A 21179-nucleotide genomic window follows, 5' to 3' on the forward strand; every position below is an offset into this window, starting at 1 on the left:
CGGCTCAGCTGTCCGTGAGCAGCTCGTCCGCGTCGACGATCCGGTACGCGTACCCCTGCTCGGCCAGGAACCGCTGGCGGTGCGCGGCGAAGTCCTGGTCGATCGTGTCGCGCGCGACCACCGAGTAGAACCGGGCCTCGTGCCCGTCGGCCTTCGGCCGCAGCACCCGGCCGAGCCGCTGGGCCTCCTCCTGGCGCGAGCCGAACGTTCCCGACACCTGGATGGCGACCGTCGCCTCCGGCAGGTCGATCGAGAAGTTCGCCACCTTCGACACGACCAGCACGCTGATCTCGCCCTCGCGGAACGCGCCGAACAGCTTCTCGCGCTGCGCGTTGCTGGTCTCGCCCTTGATCACCGGGGCGTCCAGGTGCTCACCGAGCTCGTCGAGCTGGTCGATGTACTGCCCGATGACGAGGGTCTGCTCACCCTGGTGCTTGCGGACGAGTGCCTCGGTGACCTTCCGCTTCGTCGCGGTCGTCGCGCAGAACCGGTACTTCTCCTCGGCCTCGGCCGTCGCGTACGCCAGCCGTTCCGAGTCGGTCAGATTGACACGGACCTCGACGCAGTCGGCGGGCGCGATGTAGCCCTGCGCCTCGATCTCCTTCCACGGCGCGTCGAACCGCTTGGGCCCGATGAGCGAGAAGACGTCCGACTCCCGCCCGTCCTCGCGCACCAGCGTGGCGGTGAGGCCGAGGCGCCGCCGGGCCTGGAGATCGGCGGTGAACTTGAAGACGGGCGCGGGCAGCAGGTGCACCTCGTCGTAGATGACCAGACCCCAGTCGCGGGAGTCGAACAGCTCCAGGTGCGGGTAGACGCCCTTGCGGCGGGTCGTCAGCACCTGGTACGTGGCGATGGTGACCGGCCGGATCTCCTTGCGCGTACCGCTGTACTCGCCGATCTCGTCCTCGGTCAGCGAGGTCCGCTTCACCAGCTCGTGCTTCCACTGCCGGGCCGAGACGGTGTTGGTGACCAGGATCAGCGTCGTCGCCTTGGCCTCCGCCATCGCACCGGCACCGACCAGCGTCTTCCCGGCACCGCAGGGGAGGACGACGACACCGGACCCGCCGTGCCAGAACCCCTCGACGGCCTGCTTCTGGTACGGGCGCAGTGCCCAGCCGTCCTGGTCGAGCTCGATCGGGTGCGCCTCGCCGTCGACGTACCCGGCGAGGTCCTCGGCCGGCCAGCCCAGCTTCAGGAGCGTCTGCTTGATCTGCCCGCGCTCGGAGGGGTGCACGGCCACGGTGTCCGGGTCGAGGCGCGCCCCGACCAGCGGCTGGACCTTCTTCGAGCGGAGGATCTCCTCCAGCACCGGCCGGTCGTTGGAGGTCAGCACCAGGCCGTGCACGGGGTGCTTGGACAGGGTGAGGCGGCCGTACCGCGCCATCGTCTCGGCGATGTCGACGAGGAGCGCGTGCGGCACGGGGTAGCGCGAGTACTCCACGAGCGCGTCGACGACCTGCTCGGCGTCGTGTCCCGCGGCGCGGGCGTTCCACAGGCCGAGCGGCGTGACCCGGTAGGTGTGGATGTGCTCGGGCGCACGCTCCAGCTCCGCGAACGGGGCGATCACACGACGGCAGGCGTCCGCCTGGTCGTGGTCGACTTCGAGGAGCAGCGTCTTGTCACTCTGGACGATGAGGGGTCCGGTCACGCGCGTCGGCCCTTTCCTGCGGGGGGTGGTCGTCCGGGTGCGAACGGCCAAACGTCCAGTGTGCCGCATCGGGGGCGTGAGCGGGGGGCTACGTTGAGGGCATGAGCCGGGACCGCGCGCGAGATGCCACATGAAGGTTTCTTCATCCTGGCTTCATCCTGGCCCGCGGACGCGGCAGGCAGGCTGTGCGCATGGCCTTCTCGCACCGCATCGCCACCCTGGCAGCCGTCGTCGCGATCCCTCTGGGCATAGCCGCGACCAGCTACGCGCTGGCCGACAGCCCCACGAAGCCGGAAGTCCCCGGCCGGGTCGAGCTGAACACGGGCTCGCCCTCGGGCAGCCCGGATCCCGGCGCCACGGGCCGTCCGAGCCCGAGCGGCACGGGCAGTCCGGACGGCGGCGTCACGACCGTGCCCGACGGCGCCTCGCCGACGGCGCCGCCGAGCGACGTCGTCGTCCCGCAGCCGCCCGCCACTGACAGCACCGACGACGATGACGACACCGACAACGATGACGACACCGACGACGGATGAGCCGCTCCCGGCAGGGCACCGGCTCTCCGCCCGGGTCCGCATCCTGCTCTGGCTGCTGGTGGTGATGACCGTGGCACTCGCCGCGGTCGCCGCCACGACCCGTTCCATCCTGCTGGGCGACCTGGACCACCGGATCAGCACGCTGCTCGCCCAGGAGACCCGCGAGTTCGCGAACTTCGTGGAGCACGGCAGGGACCCCGCCACGGGCGCCCCCTTCGACGGCCCGCAGCGGCTGCTGGAGGTGCATCTGCAGCGGCAGTACGCGGACACCGGTGAGGAGCTGCTCGCCGTCGTCAGCGGGACGTCCGGCTCCTCGACGCTCCGGCAGAACCGTGAGATCTCCACCGGACTGCCCCTTCACCGGGACCGTGCGTCGGTGAAGGCGATCACCGGATCGTCGCGGAGCACGGGGACCCTCCAGCGGCCACGGGGCGAGATCCGCTGGGCGAAGGTCGACGTCGGCACCGCCGGCACCACTCCGCAGGGGACCTTCGTGGTCGCCTTCCACGCGGACGGCGAACGGGCCATGGTGAACGACGTCTTCCGGATCCTGCTCGCGATCTCGTGCGTCGCCCTGCTGATGACCACGGGTATCGCCTGGGTCGTCGCGGGACGCATACTCGCACCCGTCCGGCTGGTACGCGCCACGGCGGCGCAGCTCACCGAGCAGGACCTCACCCGCCGTATCCCCGTCCACGGGCGGGACGACATCTCGGCGCTCGCCGAGACCTTCAACGCGATGCTGGACCGGCTGGAGCGCGCGTTCGGGACCCAGCGGCAGTTCATCGACGACGCCGGCCACGAACTGCGCACCCCGATCACCATCGTGCGCGGCCATCTCGAGCTCATGGGCGACGACCCCGCCGAACGCGAGGAGACCGTGCGGCTGGTGACCGACGAGCTCGACCGGATGAGCCGGATCGTCGAGGACCTGCTGCTGCTCGCCAAGGCCGAGCGCTCCGACTTCACCCACCCCGAAGCGGTCCAGCTCACCGAGCTGACCGCGGACGTCTACGTGAAGGTACGGGCGCTGGGACGGCGGGACTGGCAGCTGGACGGCGGCGCCGACGGCTGGGCGCTCCTCGACCCGCAGCACATCACCCAGGCGATGGTGCAGCTCGCGCAGAACGCGGTGCAGCACACGGCTCCCGGCGCGACGGTCCGGATCGGTTCACGGTTCACGGACGCGGGCGAGGTGGAGCTGTACGTCGCGGACAGCGGTTCCGGTGTGCGGCCCGAGGACGCCGAGGTGATCTTCCAGCGGTTCCGCCGCGGCGCGGCCCGGCGCGGTTCGCGCGGCAGCGGCGCCGGGCTCGGGCTGTCGATCGTCAAGGCCATCGCGGAAGGCCACCGGGGGCGCGTCGAACTGCGTCCCACCCCCGGCGGCGGGGCGACCTTCGCCCTGCTGCTGCCCTGCGTGCCCGTTGCGGAACCTGATGTGGAGGCGGTCGGACCGTGAGCCGGATTCTCATCGTCGAGGACGAGGAGCGGATCGCCGCCTTCGTCGAGAAGGGCCTGCGGGCCAACAACTTCACCACGACGGTCGCCGGCGACGGCCGCACGGCCGTCGACTACGCGTGCACGGGCGGCTTCGACCTGATCGTCCTGGACATCGGACTGCCCGACCGCGACGGGTTCTCGGTGCTCCGGGAGATACGGGAGGCCCAGGTGACGTCCCCGGTGATCGTGCTGACAGCACGGGATTCGGTGCGGGACACGGTGGCCGGCCTGGAGGGCGGCGCGGACGACTGGATGACCAAACCGTTCCGCTTCGAGGAACTGCTGGCGCGGGTCCGGCTACGGCTGCGGACCGCGGCACGGGTGCCGGAGGTGACCGTACTGCGCAGCGGAGACCTGACGCTGGACCTGCGTACCAGGCGGGCCAGGGCCGCGGAGCGCACCGTGGACCTGACGGCGCGGGAGTTCGTCCTGCTCGAACTCTTCCTGCGCCACCCCGACCAGGTGCTGTCGCGCGAGCAGATCCTGTCGCACGTGTGGGGCTACGACTTCGACCCGGGGTCCAACATCGTGGACGTCTACGTGCGGGCGCTGCGCAAGAAGCTCGGGGCCGAACGGCTGGAGACCGTACGCGGCATGGGGTACCGGATGCGGTGACCGCGCCCGCGCGCGCATGAACTTTCCTTCATGGACGGCTCATCAGGGGCTCACCGAGGCTCCCGAGACTGGTCGGGAGGGGCCAGGACCGGCCCCGGACCACCCCGTGGAGGAGCCAAGGTGACCCTGACCACCCGTCAGGCCGTGTCGGTGTGCGTCGCGCTGAGTGTCTGCGCGGTCCTGCTCGTGCCGGGGGTCGCCCGGGGCCTCGGCACGGACGCCCGGATCACGCTGCTGGTGTTCGTCGTCGCCACGTGTGCGTGGATCGGGACCTCCGTGGACGACACGTACATAGCGCTGGGCGCCGGGCTCGTGCTCGCGGCGGCGGGAGTGATCAGCAGCGACACCCTGTTCGCGACCCTCGGTGACTCGACCGTCTGGCTCCTGATCTGCGCCTTCGTGATCGCCGCCGCGGTGTCGCGCAGCGGACTCGCGGGCCGGGCCGCGGCCTTCCTGGTCGGTGGGGCACGCACCGTGCGCCAGCTCGTGCACCTGACGACGACGGCCCTGGTGCTGACCGCGTTCGCCGTTCCGGCGACCTCGGGGCGTGCGGCACTCGCGCTGCCCGTCTTCCTGGCCCTGGCCAAGGTGCTGGCCGACCGCAAGCGGCTGGTGGTCATGCTGGCTCTGCTCTTCCCCACGGTCATCCTCCTGTCGGCGGTGGCCACCCTCATCGGGGCGGGCGCGCACCTGATCACGGTCTCCGTGCTGTGGGAGGCCACCGGGCAGGACATCGGCTTCACCCAGTGGCTCCTGCTGGGGCTGCCCCTGGCCGTCGTCTCCTCCCACCTCGCGGCGGAGCTGGTGCTGCTGACCACGACGCGGCGGGCGGACCGGCGCGGGCCCGTCCACATCTCGGTGGAAGAGATCCAGGAGCACAGCGACAAGCCGGTGACCGGTCCGCTGGAGCCGGGCGAGGCACGGTGCGCGATGTTGCTCGGCACCGTGGTGGTGCTGTGGTGCAGCGAGCCGCTCCACGGGGTGCCGCCCGCCCTCGTCGCGCTGATCGGCGCGGTGGTCGCCGCGTCACCGGTGCTGGGCACGGTCCGGCTGAAGGACGCGCTGACGACGGTGCCGTGGTCGCTGCTGCTGTTCATGGCCGCGACGATGGCGATGGGTGCCGCGCTCACGCAGTCGGGAGCCGCGGAGTGGCTCGTCTCGTGGCTGCCCGCCGGCACCGGAGTGCCCGCCTGGGTGTTCCTGGCGGTCGTCGTCGCCCTCAGCACCGCGGCGCACCTGGTGCTCCAGTCGCGCTCCGCCCGTTCCAGCGTGCTCGTACCGCTGGTCGTGGCGGCCGCCGCGGGGCTCGGCGTCAACCCGATGTCTGCCGCACTGGCCTCCACCGCCGCCGCGGGCTTCTGCCACACCCTGCCCGCGTCGGCCAAGCCCGTGGCCCTCTTCGCCGACGTCCCCGGCATCCCGACCTACGGCCCGCGGGACCTGCTGCGCCTGTCGGCGCTGCTGGCACCGCTGACCGCGGCGGTCGTGCTGCTCTTCGCCCTCCTGGTCTGGCCGCTGCTGGGCGTAGCGCCCTGACCGGGGCGCCCGCGCCCCCGCCGTACCTCTTCCGTCATCCCTCATCTGCATTCAGGAGCATTCATGTCCGCGACGTACCGGTTCGCCATCGCCCCCAGCGGTTTCAAGGAGTCCCTGTCCGCACAGGATGCCGCGCAGGCCATCGCGGAAGGGCTGCTGCGGGTGGTCCCCGACGCCGAGGTCGACCTGATCCCGCTCGTCGACGGTGGCGAGGGCACGGCACGGGCGCTGGCCGCCGCCACGGGGGGCAGGCTGGTGCACCGTACGGAGACGGGGCCGGTCGGCGAACCGGTCGACACGCACTTCGCCCTGCTCGGCGGCCCGGCGCACGGACCGCGCACCGCCGTGGTGGAGATGGCGGCGGTGGCCGGTCTGAGCCTGGTGCCGCCGGACCGGCGCGACCCGATGGTCACCACCACGTACGGGGTGGGAGGGCTCATCCGTGCCGCGCTGGACGCCGGGGCGCACCGGATCCTCGTCGGCTGCGGGGACTCGGGGACCTCGGACGGCGGCGCGGGAGCGCTCCAGGCACTGGGCGCGAGGCTGCTCGACGCCGAGGGCCGTGAACTGGCCCGGGGCGGGGGCGAACTGCGCCGCCTGGCCCGCATCGACACCTCCGGTCTCGACCCCCGGCTGTCCGAGGCGGAGATGCTCGTCGCGTGCAATCCGTACAACGTGCTCTGCGGACCGCAGGGCGTGGCTCGGGTCTTCGGCCCGCAGAAGGGCGCGACGCCCGGCCAGGTCGAGGAGCTGTCCCTGGCGCTCGACCACTGGGCGGGCGTACTCGCCCGTGACGTACGCCCGCGCCTGTGCGGCGTGTCGGGCGCGGCCCCGCCGGACAGCCTGCGGCACGGGCCCGGCACCGGTGCGTCGGGCGGGCTGGGTGCCGGACTGGCCGCACTGGGTGCGAGCCTGCTCCCGCGCTTCGAGGTGCTGCTCGACCACCTCGACCTCGACGCACGGCTCGCCCGTGCCGACCTGGTGATCACCGCGGAGGGCGCCCTGGACCGCCAGACCCCGCGCGGCAAGGTCCCGTCCGAGGTGGCGCGCAGGGCCAAGCTCCACGGCCGTCCGGTGCTCGCGCTGGCCGGGACGATCGGCGACGGAGCCCAGCAGGTACGGGCGTCGGGCGTCGACGCGTACAGCGGCATCCTGCCCGCACCGGTGGGCCTGGCGGAGGCGCTCAGCCGCGGTGGGGAGTTCCTCACCGACGCTTCGGAGCGTGCGCTGCGCATGGTGCTGATCGGCATCGGCCTGACCTCCACCGGCACGACGGTCTCCCGGACGGCCGCTCCCGGCGAGGCGCTGGCACCGACCGGGTGAGGCCCGTGCCGGGAGGCCGCCGGTGGCTGCCCCGCTCCGCGGGCCCAGGACGTGTCCGTTCCGCGGCGGGAACGCCCGGTGCCTACGGCGTCGCGTCGTCGGCCAGCTCCGCCACGCCCGTGATCCGGTGCAGCGGATACGTGCGGACCTCGTCGGCCGTGTGGTCGTACGCCGTGACGAAGCCGCCCTCGACCTTCACGGGGGCGATCACCCGCTGGCTGGCCGCGCCGTCCGCGTTGACGTAGCCGATCCACACCGCGGACCCGGTCATCGCGGCGGCCTGGACGGTGGCGAGGGTCTCGGCGGGAGTCGTGCGGGGGAGCGAGCCGGCCGACGCCGTCTCCGGGGCGTCCCTGTGGACCACCCGGGCGGCCGTGTCACCGGCCCTGATGGCCCGCACCGCGGCGGTCAGCAGCGTCGCGTCGGGGACCGGAGGGCCCTCGGGGACGGGTGCGGGGGCCGTGCGGGGCGGGGTGCGGCGGGCACCCGCGCGGGTGATCAGCACGTCGCCCTCGGCCGATTCGGCGGCCGGGGCGTACCCCATCTCGCGCAGTGCCTCCAGCAGCGAGCCGGGGTCGGTCTGCGCGGCCAGGACCGTCGGAGCGAGCCGGCGCAGCCGCAGGGCGGCCGAGCGCTTGTCGGCCAGGATCTCGTTCAGCACGGCCTCGTCGTCGCAGCGCACGTACGCGGAGGCGGCGCCGATCCGCAGGTGGCCGTGGCGGCGGGCCACGTCGTCGATGAGGTAGCTCAGCGGCTGCGGCACCGGGGTACGGCTGTGCGTGGCCAGGAAGGCGTGCAGGTCGGAGGCGGCCTGGCCGGCGTCCAGGGCGCGGCGTACGGAACCGGGGGTGAAGCGGAAGACCGTCGCACCGCCCTTGGACTCGATGTCCGCGAGCACCGAGAGCATCTCGGCGAGCGGGCGTTCCAGGGGGCCGGGGGCCACCGCCGTCAGGTCGGCCTGGAGCAGGACGTGGTCGAGGGGCTCGGGGATGAGCGGGGCGAGGCGGGCGGCCGCCTCGCGGGGGCCCTCGTCGAGAAGTGCCCGGGCCTGGGAGGAGAGGGCCCCGCGGCCGGTGATGCCGAGCAGCTCCGCCTCGTTGACGGTCCACAGGGCGATGCGGGAGCGCAGGTCTGAGACGTCGCCGGCGGACGGGGCCGTGCCGGACGCGCCCGTACGCAGCGGCCGTTCCCAGCGGAGGCGGGCCAGCAGGGTCTGCGGGTCGGGGGCGGTGCCCGGGGGGAGCGAGGCGAACAGGGCCAGCACCCGGCGGCGCACCTCGGGCGCGGCCGAGCGGTCCAGCTCGGCGCCGAGCGCGGAGAGCGCCCGTCCCTTGGCATCCTGGCCGCCGACCAGGCCCGCGGTGCGGGTGGCGGCCAGCCAGGCGGCGGCGAGGCGGGTCCAGCGGTCCTGGGCGGGGAGCTCGAGCCAGTCGTCGTAGGCGGGCGTCGCCGCGTACCGCTCGTCGGCCTCGCCGTCGGTGGCCAGCAGCCCCGCCGCGTAGGCGAGTTCGACCCAGAAGGCCGCGATCGGCTCGGACACGTCGAGGGCGTTCGCGACCCGCTTCAGCTCGCGCACGCTCAGGCCGCCCGCGCGGAGGATGGCCGGACCGCCGTTGTTCCAGAGCTTCAGCAGTTCCTCGATCATGGACAGCGCGGTGAAGGCCTGGCCGGCCGCCGCCCTGTCCACAGCCTGGGGATCGCGCTCGGCCGCCGCCACGAGGGCCGGCGGCACGGGCTCCGGTACGCGGTGGGCGCGGCCGGCCCGCAGGTGCAGCGCGGCCTCGCGCGGCAGGACGACGGTCCGGGTCGACACCGGCAGCAACAGGCCGCGGTCGCGGAGCCATTGGACGGGCGGGGCCGGATTCGGGGTGACCTCCCCGTACGGCGGGCCCCACACCAGCCGGTCCAGCACGGACAGCGCCTCGACCGGGGCGGTGTCCAGCAGTGCGGCCATCCTCGTCCGGTCGGTGAAGAGGCCGGCCAGCGAGGCGACGGCGGAGACCGGGTCATGGGTGGCCGGCAGGCCGGCGGCGGTCAGGATGTCCTGCAGCCGGCCCGGTGACATGCCGGCCGTCGCCTCGGCGACGGTCGGTCCGAGACCGGTGGGGGAAGGGTGCTGCGGGGACGGGGCGAGCAGTTCGCGTGCGGTGCGCACGAGGTGGAGCCGCTCGTCCTCGCCCCAGACGAGGGCCTGTTCGCGCAGGGTCGTGAGCGCGGCGGGCAGAGCGGCGGTGATCGCCGCACCGGATTCGTCGCGGCGGTCGCCGTCCCCCTCGCCGTCACCGGTGAGGAGCGCGAGCAGCGCGTCGTACGGAGCGGGATCGGGCGCCACGGCCAGCGCCTCCGCGGTCTGCAGGGCGAACCGGTCCAGGTGCTCCAGCGCGCGGATGACGGAGGCGCGCGTGCCGGCCCGCGTCGCCAGCTGGGTGATGTCGTTCGGCACGGGGCTGAGCAGGTCGGGGCGGGCACGCAGCAGCCCCGCCAGCGATTCGTCGCCCCGGGCGCGCAGGGCTTCGGCGAGCGTGCGCGGTGGTGTGGTCGTCCCCATCCGTCCCACGGTAGCCGCTGGAACGCTACCGTCGGGGCAGGGCGGGTAGAGGGAGAACCAACGCGTGGGGATCGAGAGCGACCAGCTTGTCTACGACTATCTGAGCCGGATCGGTGACCTGGCGCAGCGGCAACAGCTGTCCTCGGGCGCCCGGATGAGACTTGTCGCGACGGTGCGGGGCGAGATCGACCGTCAGCGCGGGACGAACGGTTCGGACTCTCCGGCAGTGGTCCGGCGCATTCTCGGCCGGCTCGGTCCGCCGGACGAACTCGTCGCCGCGGCAGCCGAGTCGGGCGATGGAGAGGCGGGGCCGCCGGCCCCGCGGGCCGAGCCGGACGCGGCCCCCGCGAAGCCGCGCGCGGTGCCCCGGCCGCGGCGGGGCGTGCTCCGGAAAGACGCGTTGCGCAAGGGCGCGTCGGACGGGGGCGCGACCCGGGAAGAGGCCGGGGAAGCGGCCGGGGAACGGTCCGGCGGCGAGGGCCCGGTGCCCGGCTGGCCGTCCGCCTCGGCCCCGCACATGGTGGGTCTGGACGAGGCGGGGCCCCCGTCGGGGGAGCCCGAGTGGTGGCGGATCGAGCCGGGGCCGTTCGGCGAGGGCGATCCGGGTACGGCCGTGCCGGGGTTCGTGGGCGGGCTGGAGAGCCCGGAGCTGCTGCGGCCCCGGCGACCGGTGGTGGAGGCGGAGACGGAGCCGCCGGCGGACCCCGGGGCCGAGGAGGAAGCCGCCCCGGTCCCGGGGTCCGCCGCCGGCTCCGGAAGGCGGAAGCGGCTGCGGCTCCGCCGTCGCAGGCCCGTCGGCGCCGCACCCGCCCCGGCGGTCGTCGCCGGGAAGCCCGCGCTCGGGAACCCCTTCCTGCTTCTGGCCGCCGCGCTGCTGGTGGCCGGGGCGGTGCTGGGCTCGTGGATCGCGCTCGCGGCGGGCTGGCTGCTGGCCTACAGCTCGCGGCGGATCTCGCGCGCGGAGGCGAAGTGGATCGCGATGGGCCTGCCGGGCGTGGTGGTGGCCGGGGCCTTCGTGTGGCTGTGGGGCCGTACGACGGGCCGCTGGGGCAGCCCCCTGGCGGAGGGCGCGATGGGTGACGCGATGACGGAGGCGTGGCCGGTGGTCCTGCGCACGGCCGCGGTGGCGTCGGCGGTGTACCTGGTGTGGCGGGCGCGGCGCCTGCGGGGGTGAGGGGCGCTTCCGGGACGGCCGCTCCGGACGCCCGGGCGGGTGCACCCGTGCCGGGTGCCGGGGACGGCCGTGGTGCCGGGCCCGCGGTGCCGGGCCGCGGCTGGCCGTCACGGCCGCGTGGGCCCGGGCAGTGGGGCGGGCGCCCTCGCCCACCCGTCTCGGCACAATGGTTCCATGCCCCCACTTGCCCCGACGGTCGGCTTCGACCTCGACATGACGCTCATCGACTCGCGGCCCGGAATCAGGGCCGCCTACCTCGCCCTGTCCGCCGAGACCGGATACGCCATAGACACCGACCTGGTCGTCAGCCGTCTCGGCCCTCCGCTGGAGGACGAGCTGGCCCACTGGTTCCCCGCGGACATGATCGCGGCGACCGCCGACCGGTACCGCGAGATCTACCCCGAACGCGCGATCACACCGACCACCGCGCTCCCGGGCGCCCGCGAGGCCGTCGAGGCGGTGCGGGCCCTCGGTGGGCGGGCGCTCGTCGTCACGGCCAAGTACGAACCGAACGCGAAGCTGCACCTCGAGCACCTGGGCATCGAGCCGGACGCGCTGATCGGCGGGCTCTGGGCCGAGGGCAAGGCGCAGGCGCTCCTGGAGCACGGCGCGCACATCTACGTCGGCGACCACACCGGTGACGTGCGCGGGGCGCACGCGGCGCAGGCCCTGTCGGTCGGCGTCACCACGGGGCCGTGCGACGCGGACGAGCTCCGGGCGGCCGGTGCCGACGTGATCCTGCCAAATCTCACCGTGTTCCCGGCGTGGCTGCGGACCTGGGCGGGACGTTCCTGACGGGCCCGCCTAGCGGGCGGCGGCGCGCTTCGGGGAGCTCTTCCACACCGACCGCACCACCCCCGCCGCGGCGATGAGGAAGCCCAGGCCCATCAGCATGCACACCGCATAAGCCACGGACGGGAACGGATCGGTGCCCAGGAACAGCGGGGCCACAGTGACCAGTGTGGCCAGTGCGCCGATGAAGAAGACGATCGCGCCGACCTGTACGAGCCGGTCGCCTGCGCCTGAAGGAGTAGTACTCACCCGGCCAGGGTAGTTCCCACCCCGGCGGAACCCGTCGGCGACGTCTTGTCTCCGGCCCCCGGGCCACTAGCCTGGGACCGGCGGGTCGTGGAGACCCGCTGTACTGCTATCCGGAGCCGTTTCCGCGGCTCTCCCACGCACCGACGAGTACGAGGACGAGGACAGACGTGCCCACGGGTAAGGTCAAATGGTTCAATTCGGAAAAGGGCTTCGGCTTCCTCTCGCGCGACGACGGCGCCGACGTCTTCGTCCACTCGTCCGTACTGCCGGCCGGCGTCGATGCCCTCAAGCCCGGTCAGCGTGTCGAATTCGGCGTGGTCGCGGGCCAGCGCGGTGATCAGGCCCTGTCCGTGGTGATCCTCGACCCGACCCCGTCCGTGGCCGCCGCACAGCGGCGCAAGCCGGACGAGCTGGCGTCGATCGTGCAGGACCTGACGACCCTCCTGGAGAACATCACCCCGATGCTGGAGCGGGGCCGCTACCCCGACAAGGCCTCGGGCGCGAAGATCGCGGGCCTGCTGAGAGCGGTCGCCGACCAGCTCGACGTCTGAGCGGCCGGGAGGACGGCCCCGGACCTTCGGCCGCTGCCCGGCGTGCGTCGGCCCGGCGTGCGGTACGGCCGCCCGCCGGGCCGCGTCCGTTCCGTCAGCGGGCGCCGAAGGACAGCGCGTCCGGGCCCAGCGGCGGTACGAGCCCTTCGGCCGCCGCCCGCGTCAGCAGCCCGCGGATCGCCGCGTAGCCGTTGTCGCCGAGGTCGGCGGTGAACTCGTTGACGTAGAGCCCGATGTGCTGGTCCGCCACGGCGGGGTCCATCTCCTGCGCGTGCTCCAGGACGTACGGGCGGGACTGCTCCGGGTCGTCCCAGGCCATGCGCACCGACGTGCGGACCGAGTCCGCGAGCTCCTGCAGCATCTCCTCACCCAAGGACCGCTTGGCGATGATCGCGCCGAGAGGGATCGGCAGACCGGTGGTCGACTCCCAGTGCTCGCCCATGTCGGCGAGGCTGTGGAGGCCGTAGTTGCGGTAGGTGAAGCGCGCTTCGTGGATCACGAGCCCGGCGTCCACCCGGCCGTCGCGCACCGCGGGCATGATCTCGTCGAAGGGGAGGACGACGATCTCGCCCACACCGCCCGGCACCACCTCGGCCGCCCAGAGGCGGAACAGCAGGTACGCGGTGGAGCGCTCGCTCGGTACGGCGACCGTCCTGCCCGTCAGGTCCGTGCCCGGCTCCTTCGTGAGGACGAGCGGCCCGCAGCCCCGTCCCAGCGCACCGCCGCACGGCAGCAGGGCGTACTCGTCGAGCACCCACGGCAGGACGGCGTAGGAGACCTTCAGCACGTCGAGCTCGCCGCGCTCCGCCATTCCGTTGGTGAGGTCGATGTCGGCGAAGGTGACGTCGAGGGCGGGCGCGCCGGGGATCCTGCCGTGGGCCCAGGCGTCGAAGACGAAGGTGTCGTTCGGGCACGGGGAGAAGGCGATCCGCAGCTTCGCACTCGGTGCGGCGGCTTCAGTCCCGGTTTCGGTCGTGTCGGTCATGCTGGGTCCAACCTTCTACTACGGGTGCGGTCTTCCCGAACGCCTCGGTGAGCACGGCCAGGGCCTCGCCGATGCGCCAGGCGGCACGGTCGCGCGGGCCCACGGCATTCGAGACGGCCCGGATCTCGAGCGCCGGGACGCCGATCCGGGACGCGGCCTCGGCGACGCCGAAGCCCTCCATGGCCTCGGCGACCGCCCCGGGGTGCGCGGCCAGCAGCACGGCGGTGCGGGCGGCGCTGCCGGTCACGGTGGAGACGGTGAGCACGGGTCCCGCCAGGGCGCCGGTGGCGGCCGCCACGTCCCGGACGAGGGCGGCGGGCGGCAGGAACGAGTCCCTTCCGAAGCCGAGACCGGTGACGGGTACGAAGCCGTCAGGGGTCTCGGCGCCCAGGTCGGCGGCGACGATGCCGGTGGCCACGACCAGGGAGCCGACGGGCGCGGCGGGGCTGAATCCGCCGCCGATGCCCGCCGAGACGACGAGACCGTACGGATCCGCGGCGGGTGCGGAGGCGAGGGCGAAGGCGGCGGCCGCCGCCGCGGCGGCCGGGCCCGCCCCTCCCGCGAGGACGTCGAACGGACCTGCGCGGTGCACCTCGGCGCCCGGCACCTCACGCACCTGGGCCGGGCCCCCGAACGCACGCGTGACCGCGTCCCGTTCGGCCGGGACGGCGGTCACGACAAGCACCCGCACAGCGGTGGTCCTTCAGGAGGTCAGGGGATCAGGAAGTCTTCTTGAGCTCGAAGTGCCAGACGCCCGTGAGCTTCTGTCCCTTCGTCTCGACGATGCTGATCTGCGTCTTGGACGCGGTCTCCTCGCCGGTCTGGCTGGCGAAGAAGGCGCTGCCCGGGATGGAGCGGTAGGTCTTCTTGTACGGCTCCTGCTCGGCCTGCTGGCCGTTGATGAACAGGGTCCAGCCGTTGTCCGCGATCTCCGGGTCGACGCCGAAGCGGACCTTGTCGTCCATCGCGACCTTGACGGACTTCTCCGCCTTCTTGTTGAGGCAGCCCTGGACCTCGGACTCCTTGAGGGCCTTGCCGTCGTTGTAGCAGGCGGCCTCGGTGTTCACCGAGTTGTCGCCGACCGTCACGGTGGCGAGCGGCGTCGGCTTGTCGCAGGCGGACAGGACAAGGAGTCCCGCGGACACGGCACCAAGAGCGACGCCGATTCGACGGCCCTTACCGGAGAAGAACGCAACGGTCATGCGCCGAAGGTTATCGGTCGTCACCGCTCACGCCACGCGGGGGTGTGGTGTGCCGCGCCGTGCGGCGCCCAGGAGACCCCGTACGGAGGCGCCGGCGCCGAGGGCGAGGATGCCGGCGGCGACGGACATGCCGAGTACTCCGTTGAGGGGGAGGGCGATGCCGATGGCGCCGCCGACCACCCAGGACATCTGGAGCAGGGTCTCGGACCGGGCGAACGCCGAGGTGCGCACCTCCTCCGGCACGTCCCGCTGGATCATCGCGTCCAGCGAGAGCTTCGACAGGGCCTGGGTGAACCCGGCGATCGCACCCAGTGCGGCGACCATCAGGGTGCTGAAGAACACGGCGGCGAGCACGGCGACGCCCAGGGCGAGCCCCAGGACCGTCGCGATGATCACCTCGGGGCCGCGGGCCCGGAGCCAGGACCCCACCGCCGTGCCGCAGGCGTTGCCGACCCCGGCGGCGACGCCCACGATGCCGAGCGAGACGGCGGCGCTCTGTCCGGAGAGCGGGTGCTCACGCAGCAGGAAGGCGAGGAAGAAGATCAGGAAGCCGGAGAGGGCGCGGTGCGAGGCGTTCGCCTGGAGGCCGTGCAGCACGGACGGGCCGACGGACCGCAGCCCCGGCGGCCTGTCCCGGGCCTCCTTCCTCCCGTTCTTCTTCTTGCCGTCCTTGGTGTCGGCCGGGCGTGGCGCCGGGGGCGCCTCCTCGCCGTGCGGCACGACGAGGCGGGCCCTGCGCTCGCCCTTCGCGGAGTCGACCTTGGGCGGCAGGGTGAAGGCGAGGACGGTCCCGCCGAGGAAGATCGTGCAGGCGCCGTAGAGAGGCCACGGCGATCCGATCATCTGGAGCCCGGCCCCGATCGGGGCCGCCACACCCGTCGCCAGCAGGCCGGCGAGGGTGACCCGGGAATTGGCCTTCACCAGGGAGAAGCGGGGTGGCAGGAGACGGGGTACGACCGCGGATCTCACGACCCCGTACGCCTTGGAGGACACGAGGACGCCCAGGGCGGCCGGATAGAGCTCCAGGCCGCCCGTGGCCACCGCCCCCGACATGGTGATCGCCAGCACCGCCCTGGCGAACATCGCACTGGCCATCGCGGCGCGGCGGCCGTGCGGCAGGCGGTCCAGGAGCGGGCCGATCACCGGGGCGAGGAGGGTGAAGGGCGCCATCGTGACGGCGAGGTACAGGGCGACGCGCCCACGTGCCTCGTCCGTCGGGACGGAGAAGAACACCGTGGAGGCGAGCGCCACGGTGATCATGACGTCGCCCGCCCCGTTGACCGCGTGCAGCTCGATCAGCTTGCCCAGGCCGGACTCGCCGGCCCCGTGGGCGTGGGTCGCCTTCCGGATGCCCTTCGCGGTGCCCGTGAACGGGGTCCGCAGGGCACGGGCCATCGCCCGGCCCCCTCTGCGGAGCGGGCCGGCCCCGTCGGAGGACCTGGCGGCAGCCACGTGGTCATAGTGCCCCACGCTCCGCCGTCACGAACCATGATCGGGCCGGGGCGCGGCGACCGATCCCCCTGCGGGTGAGTGGTCCGGGAAGCGGCCGCGTGGCTGAGCGGCGTCCGGAAAGGGCGCGTGGACCAGGATTCCGCGAGTCGGATTCGTCCCTCTCCGTCCCTGCTCAGCTGCGGATCCGGCACTGTTCCGGTCCTTCTTGGGACGGGCAGGTGGGCGCGGGGCGGCAGAGAGGGTAGCGTGCACTCACGCGCCACCAGCGGTTGTTCTTGGCCGCGCGCCTCTCCTCGATCCCGCAGAATGGGTGGCAGAAGGCGCGCCCGAGGCAGGCACAACGGGTGTGGACGTCGACGCGGCCCCCAGGTCCGCTCCGCCCGCACCTGTCATGGCTGAAATCGGACACCGATGGGCTCCCGGCGCGCTCGTGAGACGGCGTATGGAGAGAAGCGAGACCTGTGAGTGCTGCGACGACGCGAAGCCGTACGGCCCGTATCCCCGCCCCCGACCGCCTGTGTGCCGAAGCGGTAGACCTCGCCCGCGAGGCGGCCGAGGAGGCCGCCTGGCCCGGAGTGGTCGGTGAACATCTGGCGCTGGTCTCCGAGGGTGACCGGGTCGTCACGCACTACTTCGAGTGCAAGGAGCCCGGCTACCGGGGCTGGCGCTGGGCGGTGACGGTCGCCAGGGCCTCCCGCGCCAAGAACGTCACCCTTGACGAAACGGTGCTGCTCCCGGGGTCCGACGCACTGCTGGCCCCGGAGTGGGTGCCGTGGAGCGAGCGGCTGCGGCCCGGCGACATGGGGCCCGGCGACCTGCTGCCCACGGAGGCGGAGGACCCGCGTCTGGAGCCCGGTTACACGGGCGAGGACGAGCCCCTGCCGAATTCGGCGGTCTCCGAGGTGTCCCAGGAGCTCGCGGCCCTCGTGGACGTGGAGGACGCGGAGCTGACGGTCCGGCCCGCGGGGACGAGCCGCGGCTCGATCGCCTCGGTCGCGGAGGAGCTCGGCACACGGCGGGCGCGGGTGCTGTCCCGGTACGGGCTGCGGCTGGCGGCGGACCGGTGGGACGAGGAGTTCGGCGCGAAGACGCCGATGGCGCAGGCCGCGCCGGCGTCCTGTGTCAGCTGTGCGTTCCTGGTGCCGATGGCGGGCTCGCTGAAGCAGGCCTTCGGGGTGTGCGCGAACGAGTTCGCTCCGGCGGACGGCCGCGTGGTCTCACTGGCCTACGGCTGCGGGGGGCACTCCGAGGCTGCGGTGATGCCGAAGACGAAGCCGACGCCGCACGCGCTGGACACGTTGCAGGTGGACGACTATTCGCTGCGTCCCGCGGACGACTCCGGTTCGGTGCCGGCCGTGGCGGACGGTGCGACGGAGGACCTGGGCCACTCCTGACGCTCCTGGCCGCCGGGGGCCGGGCCTGCGGTGCGCCCGGGTCCGGCGGGAGTGTGTCCTCAATCGCCGGACGGGCTTGGTGTGGGCCCTGTGAGGGGGAGGCCCTCAAGCGCCGGACGGGCTTGGGTGGGGCTGCCCGGGGGCGGTCTGGTTCGGGGCGCCTCGATGGGGGGTTTGTCCGCAATCGCCGGGCGGGCCCTGTATGGCCCTGCGCGGGATGTCCTCGGGTGTCGGGCGGGCCCGGTGCGGCCCTGCGCGGGGATTCCACGGGCGGCGGGCGGGCTTCCCGCGGGCCGGTGCGGGCCGGGTCGTCGTGGGGCGGAGCCCGGACGTCCGGGGGCGAGGGCGCTCGTCCCGACGGTGGAGGCGGCTCCGGTCGCGGTACCTTCGGGCGCACACTGGGCGTCACGGGTCACCGGAAGAGCGGAGTTACGAGCGTGAGCATGAATGCGACCGAGGGGGCCGATCCGTTCGGGACGGCACGGCTGCGGCGCGGCGTGCTCGACGCCTGGGGTGCCGGTCCCGCCCGTTTCCGTGAGGACGCCAACGCCGAGGAGGACCTCGTCCTCGGCGGCTACCGGGACCGTCTCGTCGTCGAGCTGGCGCAGAACGCGGCCGACGCCGCCGCCCGCGCGGGCGTCCCCGGCCGGCTCCGCCTCACCCTGCACGCGGCGGGCGACGGCTCCGCCGTCCTTGCCGCCGCCAACACCGGCGCCCCCCTCGACGCGACCGGCGTCGAGTCGCTGAGCACACTCCGGGCCTCCGCCAAGCGCGAGGGCCACGAGTCGTCCGTGGGCCGCTTCGGCGTCGGCTTCGCCGCCGTGCTCGCGGTCAGCGACGAGCCCGCCGTCATCGGGCGGCACGGCGGCGTCCGCTGGTCCCTCCCGGAGGCCCGCGACCTCGCCCGGCAGGCCGCCGTCGGCAGCCCCGGCCTCGGGGACGAGCTCCGCCGCCGCGACGGCCACGTACCGCTGCTCCGGCTCCCGCTGCCCGCCGAGGGCACCGCTCCCGACGGGTACGACACCGTCGTCGTCCTGCCCCTGCGCGACGGCGTCGCCGAGGACCTCGTCGGGCGGCTGCTCGCCGGTGTCGACGACGCGCTCCTCCTCACCCTTCCCGGCCTCGAAGAGATCGTCATCGAAGGTCCGGACGGCACGAGGACGTTGCGGCGCTCGCTGCACGGCCCGTACACGCACATCGACGACTCCACGCACGGTCTGCACCGCTGGCGCACCGTCGCCCGTCACGGACCCGTCGAGCCCTCCCTGCTGGCGGACCGGCCCGTCGAGGAGCGGCTCCGGCCTTTCTGGTCGGTCACGTGGGCCGTGCCCGTCGGCGAGGACGGGGCGCCCGAGAGCCCCCGTACCGCCCCGGTCGTGCACGCGCCGACGCCCACCGACGAGCCCCTCGGCGTTCCCGCGCTGCTCATCGCCTCCTTGCCGCTCGACACCACCCGCAGGCACCCCGCGCCCGGCCCGCTGACCGACTTCCTGGTGCAGCGCGCGGCCGACGCGTACGCGGAGCTGCTCGCAGGGTGGGAGCCCGTGTCGATCGCCACGATCGCGCTCGTGCCCGGCCCGCTCGGCAAGGGGCAGCTGGACGGGGCGCTGAGGGCCGCGGTCCTGGAGCGGCTGCCCCGGATCGCGTTCCTGGAGCCCGCCGCCCCCCGGGACCCGGCCGCCGAGCCCGACCGGTGGGAGGACTGGGACGCCACCGGAGCCGGTGCTCCCCACCCCGCGACGACCGCGCTGAGGCCCATCGAGGCCGAGGTCGTCGAGGGTGTGGGCGCCGAGACCGTACGCGTCCTGGCGGAGGTCCTGCCCTGCCTGCTGCCCGCGGGCCTGGAGCGCCGCACCGAGCTCCGCACGCTGGGCGTCGCCCGCGTCCCGCTGACCGAGGCCATCGACCGCCTGGCCGGTCTGGAGCGTGCCGCGGACTGGTGGCGGCGGCTGTACGACAGCCTGGCGGGCGTCGACCCGGACCGCCTCTCCGGGCTTCCCGTACCGCTCGCCGGGGACGGCGCGTCCGACGACGCGCCCCGCACGACCATCGGTCCCCGGCAGGTCCTTCTTCCGCTGCCCGACGCGCTGACCGCCCCGGTCCTCGCCCGGCTGTCCCGGCTCGGGCTGAAGGTGGCCCACCCGGACGCCGCCCATCCGCTGCTGGAGAAGCTGGGCGCCCTGCCGGCCACGCCGCGGGCCGTCCTGACGACCCCGCAGGTCCGGGCCGCCGTGGCGGGCTCGCTGGACGCGGGCGAGATCTGGGACGAGGACGCCCTGGACGGGGAGGAGCTCGCCGAGACCGTCCTCACGCTCGTGCGGGACGCGGACCTCGAACCCGGTGAGGAGCCCTGGCTGGGCGCCCTCGCCCTGCCCGACGAGGACGGCGAACCGGCCCCCGCGGGTGAACTCGTGCTGCCGGGGAGCCCGTTCGCCCAGGTCATGCGTCAGGGTGAACTCGCCCTGTGCGACGGGGAGCTGGCCGAGCGCTGGGGCGAGCAGCCCCTCACCGCCTGCGGGGTTCTGGCCACCTTCGCGCTCGTACGGGCCACCGACGTCGTGCTGGATCCGGACGAACTGGAGCCCCGCGACACCGACTTCGCCGAGCCGGACGACGCCGGGCTGCTCGACGCCGTGGACGTGTGGTGCGAGGACGTCCTGGACCAACTGCCCGACACGCCGGTACCGCCCGTCGCCACGGAGCTCGTCGCCGTGCGCGACCTCGACCTCGTCGACGACGACGCCTGGCCGCAGGCGCTCGCGATGCTCGCCCGCCCGCCGCTGCGCGACGCGCTGACCCAGCCCGTGCGCGTGCTGCTCCCGGACGGGACGACGCAGTCCGTGCGCCCCTACACCGCATGGTGGCTGCGCGACCACCCCGTGCTCGACGGCCGTCGTCCGGCGGGCCTGCGCGCGGCGGGCGGGGACCCGCGCCTCGCGGGGCTGTACGACTCCGCCGACGCGACCGGCTTCGACGACGTCCAGGTGCTGCGCGCACTGGGTGTACGGACGTCCGTGGCCGCTCTCCTGGACGAGCCCGGCGGTGCGGCCGAGCTGCTGGGCCGGCTCGCGGACGAGGACCGCCCCGTCGGCCCCGTACAGCTGCACTCGCTCTACACGGCCCTGGCCGAGCTGGATCCCGAGCAGGTCACCCTGCCCGACGAGCTGCGGGCCGTCGTCGACGACGAGGTGCGGGTGGTCGAGGCCTCCGACGCCGTGATCGCCGACGCGCCGGACGTGCTGCCGCTGACCGCGGGGCTCCCGCTGCTGCCGGTGGCCCCGGCCCGCGCGGCCGAGCTGGCGGAGCTGCTCCAGGTGCGGCGGCTCGGCGAGAGCATCGAGGCGGAGGTGACGTCCGAGGGTGAGGAGCACCGGGTGCCGGACGCGGTGCGGATCCTGCTCGGTGCGGGGACCCCGGACACGTACGTCGAGCACGGTGAACTGCGCGCGGGCGGTGTGGAGCTGGACTGGCGCCGCACCCGGGACGGGGTGGTCCACGCGTCCACCCTGGAGGGTGTCGCGGCCGGTCTGGCGTGGGCGGCCGGCCAGTGGCCGCGCCGGTTCGAGGTGGCCGCGCTGCTGGAGGATCCGTCGCGCACGGAGGAGCTGGCCCGCGACCGCTGGTTCGACTGACGCCTGCGATCTTCCGAATCATGTGATCTTCACAGGAAAGTCGTC

The 21179-nt window shown here is 73.9% G+C and carries 17 protein-coding genes; 10 read left to right on the forward strand and 7 right to left on the reverse strand.

The window, feature by feature from the left end; translation table 11 throughout:
* Positions 1 to 4 precede the first annotated feature (4 nt).
* Complete coding sequence (locus OG927_RS18570) at positions 5 to 1648, reverse strand: DNA repair helicase XPB (protein WP_056797144.1); 1644 nt, start codon at positions 1646 to 1648, stop codon at positions 5 to 7.
* 191 nt (positions 1649 to 1839) lie between these two features.
* On the opposite strand from OG927_RS18570, the gene OG927_RS18575 reads away from it, so the two are divergent.
* The 5 genes from OG927_RS18575 (at position 1840) to OG927_RS18595 (ending at position 7155) form a co-directional block, all read left to right on the forward strand.
* On the forward strand, positions 1840 to 2181 hold the full coding sequence (locus tag OG927_RS18575; RefSeq protein WP_056797141.1) for a hypothetical protein: 342 nt from the start codon (positions 1840 to 1842) through the stop codon (positions 2179 to 2181).
* Positions 2159 to 3640 carry a sensor histidine kinase gene (locus OG927_RS18580; RefSeq protein WP_241191770.1) on the forward strand — a complete coding sequence of 494 codons (1482 nt, stop codon included), beginning with the start codon at positions 2159 to 2161 and terminating at the stop codon, positions 3638 to 3640. Before OG927_RS18575 ends, OG927_RS18580 begins: the two co-directional genes overlap by 23 nt.
* A complete protein-coding gene (locus OG927_RS18585; protein WP_056797138.1) occupies positions 3637 to 4296 on the forward strand; it encodes a response regulator transcription factor in 660 nt (219 codons plus the stop codon). The genes OG927_RS18580 and OG927_RS18585 overlap by 4 nt, the downstream gene beginning before the upstream one ends.
* A 120-nt stretch (positions 4297 to 4416) precedes the next feature.
* On the forward strand, positions 4417 to 5832 hold the full coding sequence (locus OG927_RS18590) for an SLC13 family permease (protein WP_056797135.1): 1416 nt from the start codon (positions 4417 to 4419) through the stop codon (positions 5830 to 5832).
* A gap of 63 nt (positions 5833 to 5895) precedes the next feature.
* A complete protein-coding gene (locus OG927_RS18595; RefSeq protein WP_330320488.1) occupies positions 5896 to 7155 on the forward strand; it encodes a glycerate kinase family protein in 1260 nt (419 codons plus the stop codon).
* An 82-nt stretch (positions 7156 to 7237) separates the two neighbouring features.
* Here the strand turns inward: OG927_RS18595 and OG927_RS18600 are convergent, their stop codons facing one another.
* The gene (locus OG927_RS18600; protein ID WP_330320489.1) at positions 7238 to 9703 is read right to left on the reverse strand and encodes a helicase C-terminal domain-containing protein; all 2466 of its coding nucleotides are present in this window, start codon (positions 9701 to 9703) and stop codon (positions 7238 to 7240) included.
* A 64-nt stretch (positions 9704 to 9767) separates the two neighbouring features.
* Here OG927_RS18600 and OG927_RS18605 point away from each other — a divergent pair, with 64 nt between their 5' ends.
* Both OG927_RS18605 and OG927_RS18610 read left to right on the forward strand, forming a co-directional pair.
* Positions 9768 to 10877 carry a hypothetical protein gene (locus tag OG927_RS18605; protein WP_056797126.1) on the forward strand — a complete coding sequence of 370 codons (1110 nt, stop codon included), beginning with the start codon at positions 9768 to 9770 and terminating at the stop codon, positions 10875 to 10877.
* A 174-nt stretch (positions 10878 to 11051) separates the two neighbouring features.
* Positions 11052 to 11672, forward strand: coding sequence for an HAD family hydrolase (locus OG927_RS18610; protein ID WP_056797124.1), 621 nt, complete (start codon positions 11052 to 11054; stop codon positions 11670 to 11672).
* 9 nt (positions 11673 to 11681) lie between these two features.
* On the opposite strand, the gene OG927_RS18615 is transcribed toward OG927_RS18610, so the two are convergent.
* Positions 11682 to 11918: a hypothetical protein gene (locus OG927_RS18615; protein WP_028439437.1), complete on the reverse strand. Its 237-nt coding sequence runs from the start codon at positions 11916 to 11918 to the stop codon at positions 11682 to 11684.
* A gap of 167 nt (positions 11919 to 12085) precedes the next feature.
* Here OG927_RS18615 and OG927_RS18620 point away from each other — a divergent pair, with 167 nt between their 5' ends.
* Complete coding sequence (locus OG927_RS18620; protein WP_056797121.1) at positions 12086 to 12469, forward strand: cold-shock protein; 384 nt, start codon at positions 12086 to 12088, stop codon at positions 12467 to 12469.
* A 94-nt stretch (positions 12470 to 12563) separates the two neighbouring features.
* Here OG927_RS18620 and OG927_RS18625 read toward each other — a convergent pair whose 3' ends face one another.
* Genes OG927_RS18625 through OG927_RS18640 form a run of 4 tightly spaced genes read right to left on the reverse strand, consistent with a single transcriptional unit; the run spans position 12564 to position 16108 of the window.
* Complete coding sequence (locus OG927_RS18625; protein WP_056797119.1) at positions 12564 to 13454, reverse strand: 1,4-dihydroxy-6-naphthoate synthase; 891 nt, start codon at positions 13452 to 13454, stop codon at positions 12564 to 12566.
* Positions 13426 to 14145 carry a futalosine hydrolase gene (locus tag OG927_RS18630; RefSeq protein WP_056797116.1) on the reverse strand — a complete coding sequence of 240 codons (720 nt, stop codon included), beginning with the start codon at positions 14143 to 14145 and terminating at the stop codon, positions 13426 to 13428. The genes OG927_RS18625 and OG927_RS18630 overlap by 29 nt, the downstream gene beginning before the upstream one ends.
* 28 nt (positions 14146 to 14173) lie before the next feature.
* Positions 14174 to 14656, reverse strand: coding sequence for a hypothetical protein (locus OG927_RS18635; protein WP_056797113.1), 483 nt, complete (start codon positions 14654 to 14656; stop codon positions 14174 to 14176).
* Between the two features lie 27 nt (positions 14657 to 14683).
* Complete coding sequence (locus OG927_RS18640; protein ID WP_056797109.1) at positions 14684 to 16108, reverse strand: MFS transporter; 1425 nt, start codon at positions 16106 to 16108, stop codon at positions 14684 to 14686.
* Between the two features lie 461 nt (positions 16109 to 16569).
* Between OG927_RS18640 and OG927_RS18645 the strand changes: the two genes are divergently transcribed.
* Both OG927_RS18645 and OG927_RS18650 read left to right on the forward strand, forming a co-directional pair.
* Positions 16570 to 17502, forward strand: coding sequence for a DUF3027 domain-containing protein (locus OG927_RS18645; protein WP_199862775.1), 933 nt, complete (start codon positions 16570 to 16572; stop codon positions 17500 to 17502).
* Between the two features lie 443 nt (positions 17503 to 17945).
* Positions 17946 to 21134 carry a sacsin N-terminal ATP-binding-like domain-containing protein gene (locus tag OG927_RS18650; protein WP_330321331.1) on the forward strand — a complete coding sequence of 1063 codons (3189 nt, stop codon included), beginning with the start codon at positions 17946 to 17948 and terminating at the stop codon, positions 21132 to 21134.
* Positions 21135 to 21179: the final 45 nt, after the last annotated feature.

The organism is Streptomyces clavifer, from assembly GCF_036345975.1.
GTDB classification, from domain to species: domain Bacteria; phylum Actinomycetota; class Actinomycetes; order Streptomycetales; family Streptomycetaceae; genus Streptomyces; species Streptomyces clavifer.